The organism is Colwellia sp. MT41 (assembly GCF_001444365.1).
Lineage (GTDB): Bacteria > Pseudomonadota > Gammaproteobacteria > Enterobacterales > Alteromonadaceae > Colwellia > Colwellia marinimaniae.
The window spans coordinates 4,310,672-4,328,617 of record NZ_CP013145.1; the positions used below are offsets into that span (position 1 = coordinate 4,310,672).

The window sequence follows — 17,946 nt, forward strand, 5'->3', positions numbered from 1 at the left end:
CTAATTAACGACCTTTACCAAACAAAACAATTTCAACGGTTCTAATTAATATCAACAAATCCAATAAGAAACTACGATGTTTAATGTAATAAAGATCATACTTTAACTTTTCCAGTGAATCCGCTTCTGTTGCGCCATAAGGATATTTCAATTGCGCCCATCCCGTTAAGCCCGGCTTAACATTATGACGTTCGTTATAATAAGGCAGATTTTTAATTAACCCTTGCACGAATTGTGGACGTTCAGGTCTTGGTCCAACAAAGCCCATATCACCATGAAGTATATTCCATATCTGTGGCAGTTCATCAATACGGTATTTACGTAAATATTGGCCCACCTTGGTAATGCGGCTATCATTTTCACTGGCCATTTGTGCGCCATTTTTTTCAGCATCTAAGCGCATACTGCGAAACTTGATAATATTAAAGGGTTCGCCGTCTAGACCAACCCGCTCTTGCTTATAAAATATCGGTGCACTAAATCCTTCGTTGATCTTCATACATATCACAGCAATAAGCATAATAGGCCAAGTAATTAACAATAAAAACACTGCCATTACCGCATTAAAAATCCAATCTAAGGTATTGCGCAAGTGATTATTAGAGGCAAAACCGTTGGAATAAATGACCCAGCTTGGGTAAATAAGATTTACGGCTATTTGGCCGGTTTCACGTTCGATAAAATCTAATATGTCGGTTATTTCAACACCACGGATTTTACAAGCAAATAGTTCATCTACCGGTAAGTTATTACGACGTTCATCATTGGCAACAACAATTTCGTCAATTTCATGGGCTAAAGAGTAGTCAACCAATGACTCTTCTAAATTGATACGTGTTTCGTATTGAATTCCGCCTGGTGTGTCTCCCACCATGACGACAAAACCATGGACAGAAAAGTCTTGCCTATCAACATCACGGCGCATACGTTTTTCAATGATTGACGCTCGTTCACCTGAACCCAACACTAAAATTTTACGTTTACCAAAGCCAAAAAAATCAACCTTAAAGGTAAAATAACGGAAACAGCTAATAAGAAAAACACTGATCAATGAGGCGATAGCCAATAATTCAATCGGTAGGTGATAAGGCCCATAAAAAGGGTTAATAATGGTGGCAGCAAAAAAGGCCACTGAAACACACATTAACATGCGACGGAAAATGCCTCGAAAGCTTTCCCTCAGTTTTGAGTTATATAAACCTAAGGCTAAAGCGCTTAATTGATTAAGCAAAGCAAAGATGACAGCAGAGAGTAACAAGAAACCATCGGGAATCAACTGAGATTCAATGACTTTAAATAACTCATTCAAGTGCACCGCTAATAACAAAGCACCGGCAAATAATATTTGCTCTATAATAATTAAAGACTTACTTCCTGCTGATAAGTCACGAAACTTCGCACTAGACATAACCGACTAGATTCCCTTTAATTGATAATTGCTAAACTGCAAGTACCTTCCGATAAAACAGCGTCAATTCTAACAAAAAACGCACTAAAGTTAACATTTAATTTACCTTTGTTAATTTACATTGTTAAAAGAAGGTAAAATGCCCTACAATTGATCATTGTTTTTTTAAATCCAATGTATTTTAAAAAGGTGTAAATTATGGATAATCACTTTGTCAGCAAGTTTAAAGTGGTATTGCTGGTAGTAGCAACACTTCTTTCAGGCTGTAGCTCAAACAGTACCCTACCAAGTGCAACCTTACACTCATCAAATACTATTAATATAAATTCATATAAATATTTAATCGGCTCTGGTGATGTACTCAATATTTTTGTTTGGCGAAACCCTGAGGTATCAGGCTCTTTTGTCGTGCGACCCGACGGTATGATCACCACTTCCTTGGTAGAGGATATCAAGGTTGCAGGTAAAACCCCAACCGAATTAGCCCGTTCAATTGAAGAAATCTTAGCCACTTACCTGCGTGACCCTATTGTTACTGTTACCGTAGAAAATTTTGTTGGGCCTTTTAGTGAGCAAATTCGTGTTATTGGTGAAGCCGCTCAACCACGAGCCATTAATTACACTCAGCATATGACTTTACTGGATGTTATGATTCAAGTCGGTGGCTTAACTGAGTTTGCTGATGGCAATGATGCGGTGTTAATACGTATTGAAAATGGTCAGCAAAAACAATATCAAGTCCTGATAGATAAATTGCTTAAAGATGGCGAAATTAGTGCCAATGTAGATATGTTACCCGGGGATATTATCATTATACCTGAGGCATGGTTTTAAGACTGTCATCACTAATAACATCTGAAATTAGCGCACAATTAAAGGGTAGTAATGCAAGAAATATTTGAAGAGATAATTGATTATCTAAAGGGAATTTGGTTAAAACGTCGTTATATCATCATAGCAACTTGGCTTATTTGTCCGCTGGGTTGGTATTTTGTTGCCTCGTTACCCAATATTTATAAATCAGAAGCTAGAGTGTATGTTGATACGCAATCGTTATTACGGCCATTACTAAAAGGATTAACCGTTGAAACTAATCCAAACACTCAAATTCACCTTATGGTTAAAACACTCTTAAGTCGGCCGAATTTAGAGCGTATCTCACGTATGACTGACCTAGATATACAAGCCAGTAATAGTGAAGAGTATGAAGAAATTATTAAGTGGCTTAAAGATAACATTAAAATATCAGGGGTTGGTCGAGAGAATATTTACACCCTAAGTATTGAAGATAAAGATCCAGAAATGGCCAGAAATATTGTTCGCTCTGCTTTAACCGTTTTTATTGAAAATACCTTGGGGAAAACACGCAACGATTCAGATAGTGCACAAAGATTTTTAAGTACTCAAATTAAAGAATATGAAAATCGTTTAGGTAACTCTGAAGCTAGGCTCACTAGTTTTAAACAAAAATATAGTGGTATTTTACCTGAGCAGTCGGGTGGCTATTATATCAAGCTTAATAACATCAGAGATGAATTAAGAGGCATTGATTTAAATATATTGGAAAACAAAACCCGTTTAGCCTCTGCTAAACAACAACTTGTCCAATCGATAATTACCGGTACCCATAGTGATAATAAAATTAAAAATGATAGCGCCATTCAAACCACTTACGATGACAGAATTACTGAACTCGAAGTACAACTTGATACCTTAAAACTACGTTATACCGACAGACATCCAGATGTTATCGAAATAAGCCGAAATATTACCCATTTAAATAAGTTACGCAGTACTGAAATTGACAAGTATCTCGCACAAAATAGTGAAAATAGCGGTAGCTTAAAACGATTAAGTACTAATCCTGTTATTCAAGAAGTGCAAATTCAAGTTAATCAACTGGAAAACTTAATTGCCTCGCTCAATGTCAGAGCTGACAATTACCGCCAGCGTATTATTGAACTTGAAAATAGAGTACATATCTTGCCTGAAATAGAGGCCGAGTTGGTCGCCCTAAACCGTGGTTACGCCATTACCAAAGAAAAGTACGAACAATTATTATCACGTAAGGAAACCGCACAACTAGCACAACAAGCGGATGAAACCACCGATAAAATTCAATTTCGTACCTTAGATCCACCGCGTATCGCAACCAAGCCTTCAGGACCAAAACGCTATATTTTATTTGCTGTAGTCACTTTCTTAGGTTTTGGTGTTGGCATTGGTTTATCTTTTTTAATGAGCCAATTAAACCCAGTAGCCACCTCTACTATGCAATTATCAAAAGCCACGGGAGTGCCTATATTTGGTGTAGTCTCAGCCAATGAAAACTTAGGTTTGCATAAATGGCATAGAAAGAAAACCATGATTTTTATTGGCTCAAATCTGATGTTACTCGGTTTATTAGTGCTATTTATTAGTTATTTTGTATTTCCTGAGCTAGTCCCAACGCCATTGAAAAGGATCTTTTAGCCATGAGTACCATTGAAAAAGCCCTGGCTAAACAAAAATTAGCCCAGCAAGAAAAAACAGCTCAGAGCTCTGAGCATGAAGTTATTACTGCGACAACTACTGCAGAGGCAACTAATAGCTCAGTAGCTGGAGCACCAGAGCACAACAGCACAAGTAATAAAGATAAGATTATATTAAATGGTGATAGATTAAATGAGCGTGGCTTTATTTATAGCCCAGATAGCACTCATCATATCCAAGAAGAATTTCGCCATATAAAACGCAAACTATTAAATAATGCTTTTGGCTTAGCATCAAAAACCCTACATAATAGTAACTTGATTATGGTGACCAGCTCTCACCCTAATGAAGGCAAAACCTATGTCGCCATAAACCTAGCATTAAGTATCGCCTTAGAGCAGGATAAAACAGTACTGCTAATTGATGCCGATGTACTTAGGCCTAGTTTGCATAGAGAATTAGAGTTTGATAGCAAAAAGGGCTTACTTGAATATTTATTAGCTGAAGTGACATCGATTTCCGATATTATTTATAGTACGAATATTGAAAACTTAAAACTAATTCCTGCCGGTAAACCACACCATTTAACCAATGAGTTATTGGCCAGTGAACGGATGGAAAATTTAGCGAAAGAGCTAGCCGAACGTTACCCAGACCGTATCGTTATTTTTGACTGCCCACCAATACTCGGTGTTACCGAAACGCCAGTATTATCCGATCTTGTCGGCCAAGCGATCATAGTGGTAGAGGAGTCAAAAACTAAAATAGAGGACGTTAAAGCAGCAGTAAGTCAGTTAAATAGTGATATTGCTTTAGGCTTAGTCATGAATAAAACCATTCGATCAAAAAAGGATATCTATGGCTATTATGGATATGGCTATGGCAGAAAAACCCAATAATTTTCTGTCAAAAGTACCTTGCTTGGCAATAGTTGGCTTATTTATATCTGCCAACTCATTAGCGGGTGAGTGGCGTTTTGAGCCGAGTTTAGGGCTAACAGAAACCTATACTAATAATATTGAGCTGAGTCAATTAGATAAAAAATCGAGTCTAGTGAGCCAGTTCATTATTGGCGCTGGTATTAATTTTAGCTCCAGAAAATTACAGTTCTCATTTGCCGGTACCGAAACACTAGCAGCCTACAGCCATGATAGTGGACTTAATGATGATTACCAAACGCTAGTGGCTAATGCCTCATATTCACTGTGGCAAGATAATCTAACCGCCATTGCTAGCTCTTCAATAACCAATGTCAGTAAAAATGATAGCGGCAATAGTTTAGCCGACCTAATTACTGCCGATACGGTTCAACAACGAGACCTATCAGCCGGCTTACAATATGACAGTGCCAACAGTGATTATTCACTATTTTCCTCATTCATTTCTAACGCAGTAGATACTGAAGATGGTATCGGTGAAAGTCATGGTTACACGGTACTAATTAATAGTAAGAGTGGTAATGCTGCCCGCACTATTTTTTGGCAAATCGACGGTTCATTTGCTAACCGGGCAAGTGGTGGTTTCAGTGGTATCGACGGTGGTTTCACCAGTGAAAATTATCAATTTGAAGCCAAACTTGGTGTTATTACCCCTTATAAGATTAACCCGTTTTTTCGTTTATACCATGAGAGAGTGACCGGTACCTTAGCCGGCAGTAATCCGGAGGCCATTCCTTCTTGGGGGCCAGGTTTGCGCTATCAGGTGGCTAAGCACTTTATCATCGATTTATCATATAATAACGTTATTAATGATAGCCATGATCACTATATTTCTACCTCTATTGATTGGCAACCCTCAGCAAGAACATCACTTAGCGCTAGCTATTCAAACCGTTTTTTTGGTGACTCTTATGAGCTAGATTTTTCCCATAGAACTAGGCGGCTAATTAATAGCCTTTCTTATCATGAAACTATTGAAGTATTTGACCGAAATAATTACCAAGAAGTAAATGGTGATGTTTGGTGTCCCAACAATAGCTTTAATGTTAGTGATTGTTTACCTTTTGGGCAGGTACCTGATGATACTAGTGACTTTCAAAGTGTCCCTGTTAGTTCGCTTGAACTAGTTGAGGATAATGAGTTTTCATTGAATAAGCGACTAGCATGGCAATCTCAGTTAGCGCTAGCACGTACTACCTTTACCCTAGATCTATCTAACCGCGAACGCGAAAGTTTAAGTAGCGGTATAATAGATGAGTATCTTGAGGCACGTTTTAGCGTTACTCGTCGTATGACTAGTAAAAGTGAGGTGATTGTTTATATTGATTACAGTAACAATATTTTTGACAAATATAGACCTGATGGTCCTCGACAAGAAGATACTTATAAAACATTCTCAGCCAGTTATAATAAAAGCTTAGCGTCATCACTCAAGGCCTTTATTACGCTACAATATCTTGATAGACAATCAAATGTTGAGCGTTACACTTACACTGAAGCCCGAGCTTCCATTAATTTAACAAAAGATTTCTAATATGTATGAAAGTTACTATGGCTTTAGTGAACGACCTTTTCAGTTAAGCCCTGATCCTCGATTTTTCTTTGCCTCAAGCCATCATCAACGTGCTTTATCTTATTTACAATACGGCCTAGATCAAGGTGAAGGATTTATTGTTATTACTGGTCCTGTTGGCACAGGAAAAACAACAATTGCCCGTAATTTATTAGCCAACATTGCCGATGAAAATATTGTCGCAGCTCAATTAGTTACCACTAATTTATCTCCTGATGAATTACTTGAGCTTGTAGCAGCTGAGTTTAAAATTACCGTCACCGGCAACAGTAAGGCGGATAAATTACAAGCCATTGAACAGTTTTTAATCGGCTTAAATAAACAGGGTAAACGTGCTTTGCTGATTGTTGATGAAGCACAAAATCTACCGGCAGAAACCGTAGAAGAATTACGAATGCTCTCTAACTTTCAGCTCGATAATAAGCCTCTTATTCAAAGTTTCTTATTAGGTCAAGAAGAGTTAAAAACCATTATTTCTGCACCCGATATGGAACAATTTAGGCAACGTATTATTGCTTCCGCTCATTTAAAACCCCTTAATGAACAAGAAGTTAAAGGTTATATTAATCACAGGCTAGCCCAGGCGAATTACACTAAAGAGGACTTGTTTAGCGATGATGCTTTTCAACTAATTTTTGAAAAAACGCTTGGGGTACCGAGAAAAATAAATATCTTTGTTGATCGGCTATTATTGTTTGGTTTCCTCGAAGAACTCAGTAACATAAATTGTAAAGTCATTAATGAAGTTGCTCAGGAAATGTCTGAAGAGCTAACGGGATCCCTCAATAGCACAAGCCTAGAAAATAACCGTAAATCTCAGCCACTTTTGCCCAACTCAACTGAAAATGTTGAGAATATAAAGAATATTTTACGAGAAGTGGAAGAAATATTAGAAGGTTCGATTCAACAAAAAGTTAAAATGACCCGCTATATTGATAAAATTTTAAAGCAAAAAAGTCGTGAGTTAGCTGAACTACAAAGTAATAGCACTGAGGATAAATAATTATCCGTATTATACCCGTTACCATTCAAAGTGCTCGATTTCAGTGGGAATTAAAATGGCTTTAGGCAAGGGAAATAATTGAAGCATAGTCATTCTATGGTTTAATTATTTAACGCGGTATAAAGTCATTTTAAACCCATCGAAGAAGCGTTTGAGCAACATCACTTCATCGTTGCTGTAACTCATAATGGAACAACCATTATTTCATCACAGCGCCTTGAATTGAAATTGCTCAACCACTCTGAAACATGCCTCTTGAATGGTAACGGGTATATTACTTATCCTCAAATATGAAGCTGTTAAATATTAATGGCAATTTTATACTTTTCTATTAAAGAATAAAGCGTCGGTCTGGTGATACCCAATAATTCCGACGTTTTTGACATATTTCCTTCCGTCAAGGCATAGGCTTTTTGAATCGCAATAGTTTCGGCTTGTTCACGCACCGCACGTAAATTTAACGACAACTCATACTCGGCATTTTCCTTATCAAAAAAGCCTAAATCAAAAGCACTAATTTGACTACCGGTACACATAATTACCGACGATTTAACTTTATTTTGTAATTCACGAATATTACCCGGCCACTTATGGTGTCTTAAACCATATAACGCATCATCGGCAAACGATTTGACATTGCGCTTATACTCGCCAGCATATTGCTGTAAAAAGAAGTTAGCTAAAATAAGTACATCTTCATCTCGATCACGTAATGGTGGAATATTAATGGTTATTTCAGTAATACGGTAAAAAAGATCTTCTCGGAATGTTTTCTGCGCGACCATACTTTCTAGATCTTGGTTGGTGGCACAAATAATACGAACATCAACCGCTATCTCTTTACGGCCACCTAAGCGCTCAATTACTTTTTCTTGTAAGAAGCGTAATAATTTGGCTTGTAAGTGATAAGGCATATCACCTATCTCATCTAAAAATAGTGTGCCGCCTTGAGCACATTCTATTTTTCCCAACGTGGTTTTGTGAGCCCCGGTAAAAGCACCTTTTTCAAAACCAAATAATTCACTCTCTAATAAATTTTCCGGGATAGAAGCACAATTAATGGCAATAAAAGGTTTATCACTACGATCACTCACTTTATGAATGGCTTTGGCAGTGACTTCTTTACCGGTACCACTTTCACCGAGTAATAACGTGGTGATTAGAGTAGGAGCAATACGTTGCACCATAAGGCGTAGTCTATCAATACTTTCACTACTACCAATAATACCTGTGTCACAACCCACCACAGACTTCATATTGCGGTTATCTGTTTCTATCTTTGCCAAACTAAAAGCGCGAGAAACAATGACATTAATAACATCGGCATCAACGGGCTTTTGGTAAAAATCATAAGCGCCCATTTCTATGGCTTTTAAGGCATTACTTCGATCATCATTACCGGTTATAACAATAACCTTGGTATGAGGGGCAAGCTCCAGTATTTGTTTTAACGTGGCTAAGCCTTCGCTAGCATTAGTGGCATCTGGCGGTAAACCTAAATCTAAAGTGACTACATTAGGCTCATGGCGTCTCACTGCGGCAATAGCACTCTCTCGGGTATCCGCTAAGACCACGTCGTAATCAGCTAAGCTCCATTTCAATTGTTTTTGTATACCGAGATCATCATCAACAATCAGTAACTTTTCCATCGCAATGCTATTTCCTTTATATTATTTTTTAATATTTTTACTTTTTAAAGCGCTTTACTTTTAAATACTTTTACCGGGTATAACTATTTTAAAATGACTGCCTTCATTTACCTGGCTGGTTACCTGCATGGTGCCATCTACGCTCTCAATGAATTGTTTAGCTTCATAAACACCAATACCCATACCCGCATTACCTTTTGTAGTATCAAAGGGTTTAAATAGGCGATTAGCGATGAAATCTGCTGACATTCCGCAGCCGTTATCAATAATTTCGATATGCAACTCATCGTTTATCATCTCAGCAATTATCTTAACCCAGCCATTATCGTTTGTCGCTTCTTGTGCATTTTGTAGAAGATGATTTAGCACGGCAGAAAATGTCTCTTCATCAATACAAATCCTACTAGCAAGTGCTAACTGTACACTGATATGCGGCATGTCTACGTTACGCTGTTTAACTACCGCCATGATTAACGCCTGCACATCGGTATTTTTTTTGCTTGACTCAACCAGTTGTTTATTGCGCAACTGTGTCAGTACTTTATCAAGTCGCCCCGTTGCCGAAGCCACAGTTTCAAAGACATCATCAATAAAATCCGGATTATCTCTATGGCGTTTCGCGTTACTACTAATAAGCGCCAATTGCGCTTGAATATTTTTTAAGTCATGAACTAAAAAAGCAGACATGCGATTAAAAGCGTCAAACTGCTTAGACTCAGCTAGACTCTCATTCGCTTCATTAAGGGACAAATAGTTACTGAGTTGCCTAGAGATAGAAAAAAGTAAGTCCCGGTCCTCCCAGTTTAATAAGCCTTGCTCTGGCGGCATAGCCAATAAGAAAAAGCCATACACAGATTTTTTCATAAAAATAGGAATAATAATATCTATGTGTTTTTGTCGACAGGCTTGCGCATCTAACGATAAATTAGGGTAACTGTTCTCAACAATAGCCAGTTCTCGGACATCAATAATCCAACCATGTTGTTGGCAAAATTCATCAACTGTGGTTAAACAACGTAAGTCATCGGCTTCAAGACGATAATTTTGTTGGTAAAGGCACTGATAATTGCCACTAGAGACTTTTTTAACTAATGCCCCTTGCTGGATATTTAAAGATGAACAAATAATATGAGTCGCGGTATGATAGTAATCATCACTTGCGCCAATTTCGAGCTGCTCTATCGATTTAAGCCACTCAATGCGATAATCATATTTATTGGCAAAAAAGTGTTTGGTGATAAAGACCTTAACTTCTCGACGTAATCTTTCGGTCATTAATAGTGCCGCTAAAACACTACCGCCTAAAAGAATAAAAGCGATACTAATTACATCCCCCCAAGTACCACCAAAAAAATTAATCGCATAGCCGGCTATGGCTAATAACAATAAGTAGACACCTGAAATTAATAACATCGAGCTATAAAAAACCATTTCACGAGAGACAAAAACATCAACTGACCAGTCTTTTATCCGCCTAGTGCTGATCAATATTAATGGCATACCTATAGCCGTAATAAAACCACGGGCATACCAGTAAGAAAAATCTAATTGGTTAACCATGGCCGCCTGAGCAAAAAGCACAAAATCAAATACGGTTGCCATACCTAGGGCGATGATCAATGACCATACCGCCCATTTTACTTTGATATCAGCATTTCTATATAACTGCTCAAGTAACACCAATAGCCACAAATTAAGCAATAAAAACAAAGAGAATAACAGCTTCACGCTACCCGGAATAAAGAGTACTGCGCCCCAGCACAGTACTGATAAACCAGCCCAAATTTGTAGATATTGCTTAATTTTTGGGTGGCTAACAAAGGCTTTTACCGAGGTAATATTGGCTTGGGTGCAAATAATTAGCAGCGACCAGGCAGCTAACTTTAAAGTCTCGATGGCGAGAACAATGAGCAAGGAAAAACCTTGCTTAGTTTGTAAGGCAGCGCTAAGGCTAGAGGCAAAAACTAAAATGGCCGCTAACAAGACTAAAGCACCGGCAAGGGTTTTATTTCGTGCCGCTAACAGTAATAAAATAAAAACTGCGTAAGCACAAGCGGCTAAAAAATAACCTGAGCTACCAATAACTTCCATTTATAGTTATCCTGAAAACGTACAACTAGACGTGGTTACATATTGAAAAGAATTGACACCATTATATATTAATTCATTATTTTGTCTTGGCTTTATTAAAGAATATAATGGTTTAACTGGGGGTTTTTACACTTGCCTTAGGGGTAAATAACTCAGTTAAAATAGGCACCAACAAGAAACTAGAAATAGCAGATATACATAATCCAGAAATTAACACCACGCCAAGTGGTTGCCATAAACCACCACCAAATAAGGTTAATGGAATTAAACCGCCTATGGTGGTTAACGTGGTTAGTAATATAGGGGTAAAACGAACGGCACTGGCCTTTAATATTGCCGAGTGCAGCTCTAACCCAGCTCGTAAATTAGCATTGGTGCTATCAATCAAAATAATGGCATTATTTACCACAATACCAAATAAACTGATCAGGCCGACAAAAGCCATCATAGAAAAAGATAAACCGGTTAAATATAAACCTATAATAGAGCCAGCCATAGCAAACGGTATTGAACTGAAAATTATCATCGGCTGTAAAATAGATTTAAACTGTAATACTAATACCGCAAATATCCCCATCGCTGTAATTAACATTATTTGAGTTAAACCGGCAAACGTTTTTTGTCGTGATTCTTCTTCACCACCTAAGGTAAAATACATCCCCTTAGGCAAGTCATACTGCTCAAGATAAGCCACTAATTCTTTAGTAATGTCACCCACTGAATAACCGGTTTCAACATCGGCAGATACTTTGGCCATACGTAATTTTTGATAATGAAAAAAATCACTGCCGCCTTTTTTTAACTCCATGGTCGCTAGTTGTGCCAGCGGAATAGCCACACCTTGGTTATTGCTCACCTCGATTGCCGATAAACTATCAAGGCTAGGGTTACTTCGACGCACCATAATAGGATAGTCTTCACCGTTAGTATCATTAAACTGACCAATGTTAGTGCCAGATAATATGGTACTAATGGTTTTATCTAATCGTTCAATACTAACACCACTAAGAGAAGCTTGCTGATAATCAATAGTAAGCACTAACTCAGTATTTGCCATACCGATAGGATTATCAATATTTACCACACCTGATAATTGTCGCATTTTCGCCGCTAAATCATTAGCAACTTGCTCTAAATCAGTTAAGGATTCACTTAACAACCGAATGGCAATAACCTGATCGGTCACGGGTCCTTGAGTAAACTCTTTAACGCTTATGTCAGCCTGTGGCCAGTGATTAAAATCATCACGTAGGTTTTTTACCAAAGCGGTTACTTCATCCGCTTGATAGGCCTTTAATACTAACAATGCTTGACCAAAGCGAATCATGCCCCGTTTAGGCACTTCATTATAATAAATACGTGGATTGGCATTACCTATATTCAGTGCGACTTTATCAACTAAAGTATATTGCTTAACATGCTGGCGTACTTGCTGAAGAATTTTGTCGGTATAGGCTAGCGATGAGTTAGCCGGTGTGGTGACATTAATCAATAACATCGGCTTTTCCGCTTTAGGAAATAAGCTCACACCTACTTGCCCAAACAAAGATAACATAGCAACGAGTGCCACCAAGCTAACCAAGATAACGGCTATTTTATGCCGCATAAGTACCTTTAAAATATCGGTATAATTTTTTTCGGCAAATTGATTAGCATAATGTTGTAACGTCTGTATTTTCAACGTTTTCGGTTTATTGTCTGGTGTAATAACAACGAGTAACTTACTGGCTAACAGAGGCGTTAAGGTTAATGCCACTAATAACGAGGCAAGTAGTACTAACACCACAGTTACTGGCATTGAGCGAATAAAATCCCCAGTATTACTTTGGATCATCAGCATAGGTAAAAAAGCCAACATGGTAGTAATTGTGCCACTGGCTATGGCCCAAGCGACTTTACTGGTGCCATCTGCTGCCGCTTGTTTTATGTCTTTACCAAGTTTCTTTTCTCTATGAATACTCTCGGTTACCACAATAGCGTTATCAACCAACAAACCTAAAGCTATAATTAAACCGACGATAGACATTTGCTGTAAACCATAACCACTAAAATCCAACCAACCAATGGCCATCAAAAATGAAATGGGGATAGCAATTATCACCACTAAAGCTTCGCGAAAACCTAAAAACAGCAAGGCCATCAAACCTACAATCACCAGCCCTTGCGTCAAGTTATCAAAAAAACCATTCACACGCACGTTAACACTATCGGCTTGTTGAAATATTTTTTCCAATTTTAGGCCACTAGGTAAGTTCTGCTTAAACAGCTCAAGCTCTTGGTTTATTTGCTCCGTTAAAACAAATATATTGGTTTTTTCTCGTTGTTCTACCGTAATAAATATCGCCGGTATATCATCAAAATACGCTAAATAGCTCGGCTCTGCACTAGCAAAACTAACCTGAGCAATATCTTTAACCTTTAAGATGCCATTAGCCTTGGCTATATTGCTGCTACTAATAATAGTATCTTCAATATCAACTAGTTGGCTAAAGTTACCACTGGCTTTGACATTAAAGCGCCGGGTACCCGCATCAACAAAACCTGGAGTGATATTCATTGCTCGCCCCTGAAGGATTTGATTAATATCCGTCAGTGCTAAGCCATAGTGTTTCAATAACGCCAAATCAATATCTATGGCGACAATTTGCCGCGGATATCCCCATATACTTGCCTTGCGCACACTGGCTATGGTTTCGAGTCGTTTTTCTAGTAACTTGGCCTGTAATTCCATGATTTTGTAGTCTGTCGGCTCTGACCACAAAGCCAACTGCATTATGGCGACACTGCTCGGCGTTGCTTTTAAGACTAGCAACTCGGCAATACCGGCAGGTAAACTAGGTCTTACGGTTGCTACTGCCTGTTTTACTTTATTAAATGCGGCTTCCGCATCTGTGCCATAAAGAAAATCAATGGTAATTCTAACCGCACCATTGTGTATTTTTGCTTCAATTTTTTTAATATTTTCAATATCGGCAATTTCTTGTTCAAGGGGATCAACCACTAACGTTTCAATATCACTGGGCGAGGCGCCAGGATAAACCACCTCAATTAAGGTTACCGGTAAGTCAAACTGTGGATCTTCTGAGCGAGGCATATTAAAATAGGACAGCACACCAACCAAAACTAATAACAAAAAAACAGTTAGGGTGAATTGGGCATTATCTATGGCTAATCGAGGGAGTTTCATCTGCTATTAGCCTTTATTTAGCTGCATCTAACGGCGGCTCTTTAGCCAAAACCAGTTGCTGCCAGCCTAGCGTGACTACGGTTAAGGGTAGGGCGCTTTTTTTAGCTGATAAATAGATATATGTATTTGAGAGCTGCTTAATCACAAACGCCTGTTGCTGGTAATGTTCAGCTTCAGTCGAATGGCTGACGAGCACCATAATTAAGGCTCGACCTTGGCTATCAACACTATTAAGCGCCTCAATAGGCAAGCGATAAGCCAAGCTATCAGTAGTAATGTCGGTTGTTATCCGAGCCAACTGGCCAACAACCACTTGATTTGATTTTATATTTTTTAAAAATATCTCAATGGTAAATAAGTGACTTTGTTGATCGGCAATAGCTGGAATTTTACTGACAGTGCCAGATATAGCAGAAAATCCAGTTAAATTTACCGAAATTTTTTGCTGTAATTTAACTAATTTTACTTCTGCTGCCGTTAACGCGACACGCACCACTAAGTTGTTTTCTATGGCAGCTAATTGCAATGCACCTTGATTGGGGCTCTGCAACTCACCCAACTCGGTAAATAGCTTTACTAGCACACCATCAAAAGGCGCGCGTAATTGCGCTTTACTAAGATTATATAAAGCCACTTTATAACTGGCACGCGTCGTTAACAATAAGGTTTTACCATCATCAAGAGCTTGTTGTGAGCTTAAATTTTTACTGAGCAGGGTTTTAATACGCTTAACATCTCGCTTTGCTTGTAATAAATGCGCATAACTGGCATTTTTTTCCGCTATTAGCTCAGTTGAGTCAAGTTGGGCAAGCAATTGCCCTTTAGTAAAACTTTCGCCCTCATCAATGTTAAGCTGGCTAAGGTAACCACTGCTTTTAAATGACAACGTTAAAGTCCGCTTAAAAGCTAGCTTACCTGTACGGTTAATCTGTTTAACAATCAGCTCAGCCTTAAGAGTTTTCGTTGCAAGCGTTTGTCCATAAACCGGTGTAATTAACGACATACTGACAATAAAAAAACTGCACAGTAAAATTGCTGTTATTTGTGCTGAAAGTAACCGGTAAAGACGTGGTTTCATTTTGAGAATACAACCGAATATTTAATAGGGTATTCATAACATTAGGCAGTTTTTTCACGAAAGTACATAAATTTGATAAATATGCTTAAGATAAGAGCTCAACACAAATATAGCGAGTAACTAATGTGATATTTTCGATAACTTAACTAGACAATTATATTGATAAATTATAGTATTTGCCGCGCATTCCTTAAGGTAATATTAATCTTAAGACATTGCCTAAAAAACCACCCGTAGCTCAGCTGGATAGAGCGCGCCCCTCCGGAGGGCGAGGTCACAGGTTCGACTCCTGTCGGGTGGACCATTTACACTGTTATCCCCATCAATAACACCCTACTTAGTTATCAGTAGCTATTTATTAAAACCAACCTTTGTAGTAACTTCCTAGTAACGCTGACTCAGGCAGTCATGAATTCAAGTAATATTTTTAATGCTGGTGTTACTATGGAAAAAATAATATCCCCGCTAGTTACTGTGCCTAGGCTTCATACTTATATGATGACTATAAAACATCGTCTTATATTTTCGATTTACTACTACACTTGGCTTATCAACACAGCAAGGAACGCCACAAATGAAATTACCTATTCCCTTAGTTAAGGCTTGGTTAGAACTAGCAAGCACTGACGACCCCAAATTACCCGAGGCGCGCGACCGCGCAATAAACAAAATACTTCACCATTTTGGTAAAAACCACCAACCAGAGCAAATAAAAAACACTGATGCTAGCCGCATAAAAGCTAATAACCGACCTAGTTAAAGCCTATTTTTCTACAAGAAAAAAATGACACACTATCCGAAATATCCCCTGAAAAAAGCTTAAATTTATGCACAAAACTCATACCTTTATTTGGGCTTCCTTTAAACAAGTAGCAGTTATGATAGCTGTGTAGCTAGGACACTCTGTGGTAATAATCATTATTTTCTTCGACATAACTTTGTGCTTGGGCAATAGAGCCAAAATAATAGCTAAGTAATTTGCTGCGTTTATCGCGAATAGTGATGGGAATATCGAGTTGTTGGACAACATCAAGCCAGGTTTTAACTAGGGTTAACGGCGGTAGTTCTTGCATAGTTTCATCCTTGAAATTCAGAAGTACCGACACCTTACGTCAAATAATGCTGCAAATCAAAAGCTACCACAGATATTTGTTGGTTTTTTATATGCCTTTATTAGCTAAACTTCCTAAAAATAACAGCTTAAACTGGCATAAACACTTAAGGGATAGCCTCCAAAAATATCGAACTATCACTGATATTATAAAAACGCTACCTATGACAGAAAGCAAAGGTGAATACATAAAAGTTAGCGTGGGATGAAGTAACATGGATATATACCCGCCAGCGTTCTGAGAGGGTACTTGAGTAGCAAGTTGGAAGTAATCCTCTGTGTTTACTGCTTCACCATTATAGTGGTACTCGATCATCACAATAATATCTGCCTTTACTGCAAAATGTAAATTGCAGAAGCTAAGCCAATAGCAAAATGTCAATAATGAGCCTTATAGACAGTAACCGCGACAAGGGCAGGGTTTCAGTAAAACCTTTATAACTTGGCATTCATCGGGTTTACTAAATATATATTACTAGATAAAAAAACCAGCACTAAGCTGGTTTCTAATTTTGGTAAGTTTATCGATAAAATATTAGTTAATTTTTGCTAATATCTCGGTAAGCTTTTCTAAATTAGCGTAAGAAATAACCAGCTTACCTTTACCTTTTTTATTGTGGCTAATCGCAACTTTAGCGCCAAGCTTGTCTGCTAAACCTTGTTCCATTGCTACGGTTTCACTGGCTTTTTCAACTTTTTCTTTTGCCGCAAGCGGATTTTGAATATTGTTAATTAGGCTCTCAGTTTCTCTTACCGTTAACTCTTTAGTTGCCACGGTTTGTGCCGCTGACGTTTGTGCTTCACCATCTAGTGCTAATAAAGCACGGGCATGGCCCATCTCAATATCACCATTTTCTAAAAAAGTTTTTACTTCTGGATTTAAGTTATTTAAACGCAATAAGTTACTCACTGTGGTGCGTGACTTGCCAATGGCTATGGCGACTTCTTGGTGGGTTAAATCGAATTCCGTTAATAAACGCTCTAATGCGATCGCTTCTTCCATGGCATTAAGATCTTCACGCTGAATATTCTCAATTAAGGAGATAGCTACGGCTGATTCATCCGGTACATTTTTAATAATACAAGGAATAACATCAAGTTTTGCTAATTTTGCCGCGCGCCAGCGACGTTCACCGGCAATAATTTCATACTGATCACCTGCCACTAAACGCACCACAATGGGCTGAATAATACCTTGCGCTTGAATGGATAATGATAATTCTTCTAGGGCAGTATCCGACATATCACGGCGCGGTTGATATTTACCCGGAACAAGCGAAGCGATAGCAATTTTTTGAAACTCTTTATCGCGAGTTATTTCCGTAGTACTTTCTTGCGCGCTATCCATTGGAGTTGGTGGAATCATTGGTGATAATAAGGCATCAAGTCCGCGACCTAAGCGACTAACGCCTTTACGTTTTGCTGTACTCATAATT

At 38.2% G+C, this 17,946-nt stretch carries 13 protein-coding genes and 1 tRNA gene; 7 read left to right on the forward strand and 7 right to left on the reverse strand.

Annotated features, from left to right (window positions below):
- Positions 1-4: 4 nt before the first annotated feature.
- Positions 5-1,408, reverse strand: coding sequence for a TIGR03013 family XrtA/PEP-CTERM system glycosyltransferase (locus CMT41_RS18265; RefSeq protein ID WP_057183476.1), 1,404 nt, complete (start codon positions 1,406-1,408; stop codon positions 5-7).
- A 198-nt stretch (positions 1,409-1,606) separates the two neighbouring features.
- Here CMT41_RS18265 and CMT41_RS18270 point away from each other — a divergent pair, with 198 nt between their 5' ends.
- Genes CMT41_RS18270 through CMT41_RS18290 form a run of 5 tightly spaced genes read left to right on the forward strand, consistent with a single transcriptional unit; the run spans position 1,607 to position 7,394 of the window.
- A complete protein-coding gene (locus CMT41_RS18270; protein ID WP_057183479.1) occupies positions 1,607-2,242 on the forward strand; it encodes an XrtA/PEP-CTERM system exopolysaccharide export protein in 636 nt (211 codons plus the stop codon).
- Between the two features lie 51 nt (positions 2,243-2,293).
- Positions 2,294-3,880 (forward strand): XrtA system polysaccharide chain length determinant, encoded by a 1,587-nt coding sequence (locus tag CMT41_RS18275; protein ID WP_058028091.1) that lies wholly within the window; start codon positions 2,294-2,296, stop codon positions 3,878-3,880.
- 2 nt (positions 3,881-3,882) lie between these two features.
- Positions 3,883-4,779: an XrtA-associated tyrosine autokinase gene (locus CMT41_RS18280; protein WP_058028092.1), complete on the forward strand. Its 897-nt coding sequence runs from the start codon at positions 3,883-3,885 to the stop codon at positions 4,777-4,779.
- Entirely contained in the window at positions 4,739-6,352 is a 1,614-nt protein-coding gene (locus CMT41_RS18285; protein ID WP_058028093.1) for a TIGR03016 family PEP-CTERM system-associated outer membrane protein, read from the forward strand. Before CMT41_RS18280 ends, CMT41_RS18285 begins: the two co-directional genes overlap by 41 nt.
- A 1-nt stretch (position 6,353) precedes the next feature.
- On the forward strand, positions 6,354-7,394 hold the full coding sequence (locus CMT41_RS18290) for an XrtA/PEP-CTERM system-associated ATPase (RefSeq protein ID WP_058028094.1): 1,041 nt from the start codon (positions 6,354-6,356) through the stop codon (positions 7,392-7,394).
- A 299-nt stretch (positions 7,395-7,693) separates the two neighbouring features.
- Here CMT41_RS18290 and prsR read toward each other — a convergent pair whose 3' ends face one another.
- The 4 genes from prsR to CMT41_RS18310 all read right to left on the reverse strand — a co-directional run bounded on the left by prsR (position 7,694) and on the right by CMT41_RS18310 (position 15,399).
- Entirely contained in the window at positions 7,694-9,043 is a 1,350-nt protein-coding gene (gene prsR, locus CMT41_RS18295) for a PEP-CTERM-box response regulator transcription factor (RefSeq protein WP_058028095.1), read from the reverse strand.
- A gap of 60 nt (positions 9,044-9,103) precedes the next feature.
- A complete protein-coding gene (gene prsK / locus CMT41_RS18300) occupies positions 9,104-11,134 on the reverse strand; it encodes an XrtA/PEP-CTERM system histidine kinase PrsK (RefSeq protein WP_058028096.1) in 2,031 nt (676 codons plus the stop codon).
- A 112-nt stretch (positions 11,135-11,246) separates the two neighbouring features.
- On the reverse strand, positions 11,247-14,321 hold the full coding sequence (locus CMT41_RS18305; RefSeq protein ID WP_058028097.1) for an efflux RND transporter permease subunit: 3,075 nt from the start codon (positions 14,319-14,321) through the stop codon (positions 11,247-11,249).
- A gap of 13 nt (positions 14,322-14,334) precedes the next feature.
- On the reverse strand, positions 14,335-15,399 hold the full coding sequence (locus CMT41_RS18310; protein WP_058028098.1) for an efflux RND transporter periplasmic adaptor subunit: 1,065 nt from the start codon (positions 15,397-15,399) through the stop codon (positions 14,335-14,337).
- A 227-nt stretch (positions 15,400-15,626) separates the two neighbouring features.
- Between CMT41_RS18310 and CMT41_RS18315 the strand changes: the two genes are divergently transcribed.
- Positions 15,627-15,703, forward strand: a tRNA-Arg gene (locus CMT41_RS18315).
- Between the two features lie 270 nt (positions 15,704-15,973).
- Entirely contained in the window at positions 15,974-16,159 is a 186-nt protein-coding gene (locus tag CMT41_RS18320) for a hypothetical protein (protein ID WP_058028099.1), read from the forward strand.
- A gap of 133 nt (positions 16,160-16,292) precedes the next feature.
- On the opposite strand, the gene CMT41_RS18325 is transcribed toward CMT41_RS18320, so the two are convergent.
- The gene (locus tag CMT41_RS18325; protein ID WP_057183513.1) at positions 16,293-16,472 is read right to left on the reverse strand and encodes a hypothetical protein; all 180 of its coding nucleotides are present in this window, start codon (positions 16,470-16,472) and stop codon (positions 16,293-16,295) included.
- Between the two features lie 573 nt (positions 16,473-17,045).
- Complete coding sequence (locus CMT41_RS18330; protein WP_058028100.1) at positions 17,046-17,942, reverse strand: ParB/RepB/Spo0J family partition protein; 897 nt, start codon at positions 17,940-17,942, stop codon at positions 17,046-17,048.
- Positions 17,943-17,946 lie beyond the last annotated feature (4 nt).

What these genes read in the sequence shown, in the direction of transcription:
- CMT41_RS18265 (WP_057183476.1), bottom strand. Translation starts at nt 1,408, where the DNA reads ATGTCTAGTGCGAAGTTTCGTGACTTATCAGCAGGAAGTAAGTCTTTA.
- CMT41_RS18270 (WP_057183479.1), top strand. Translation starts at nt 1,607, where the DNA reads ATGGATAATCACTTTGTCAGCAAGTTTAAAGTGGTATTGCTGGTAGTA.
- CMT41_RS18275 (WP_058028091.1), top strand. Translation starts at nt 2,294, where the DNA reads ATGCAAGAAATATTTGAAGAGATAATTGATTATCTAAAGGGAATTTGG.
- CMT41_RS18280 (WP_058028092.1), top strand. Translation starts at nt 3,883, where the DNA reads ATGAGTACCATTGAAAAAGCCCTGGCTAAACAAAAATTAGCCCAGCAA.
- CMT41_RS18285 (WP_058028093.1), top strand. Translation starts at nt 4,739, where the DNA reads ATGGCTATTATGGATATGGCTATGGCAGAAAAACCCAATAATTTTCTG.
- CMT41_RS18290 (WP_058028094.1), top strand. Translation starts at nt 6,354, where the DNA reads ATGTATGAAAGTTACTATGGCTTTAGTGAACGACCTTTTCAGTTAAGC.
- prsR (WP_058028095.1), bottom strand. Translation starts at nt 9,043, where the DNA reads ATGGAAAAGTTACTGATTGTTGATGATGATCTCGGTATACAAAAACAA.
- prsK (WP_058028096.1), bottom strand. Translation starts at nt 11,134, where the DNA reads ATGGAAGTTATTGGTAGCTCAGGTTATTTTTTAGCCGCTTGTGCTTAC.
- CMT41_RS18305 (WP_058028097.1), bottom strand. Translation starts at nt 14,321, where the DNA reads ATGAAACTCCCTCGATTAGCCATAGATAATGCCCAATTCACCCTAACT.
- CMT41_RS18310 (WP_058028098.1), bottom strand. Translation starts at nt 15,399, where the DNA reads ATGAAACCACGTCTTTACCGGTTACTTTCAGCACAAATAACAGCAATT.
- CMT41_RS18320 (WP_058028099.1), top strand. Translation starts at nt 15,974, where the DNA reads ATGAAATTACCTATTCCCTTAGTTAAGGCTTGGTTAGAACTAGCAAGC.
- CMT41_RS18325 (WP_057183513.1), bottom strand. Translation starts at nt 16,472, where the DNA reads ATGCAAGAACTACCGCCGTTAACCCTAGTTAAAACCTGGCTTGATGTT.
- CMT41_RS18330 (WP_058028100.1), bottom strand. Translation starts at nt 17,942, where the DNA reads ATGAGTACAGCAAAACGTAAAGGCGTTAGTCGCTTAGGTCGCGGACTT.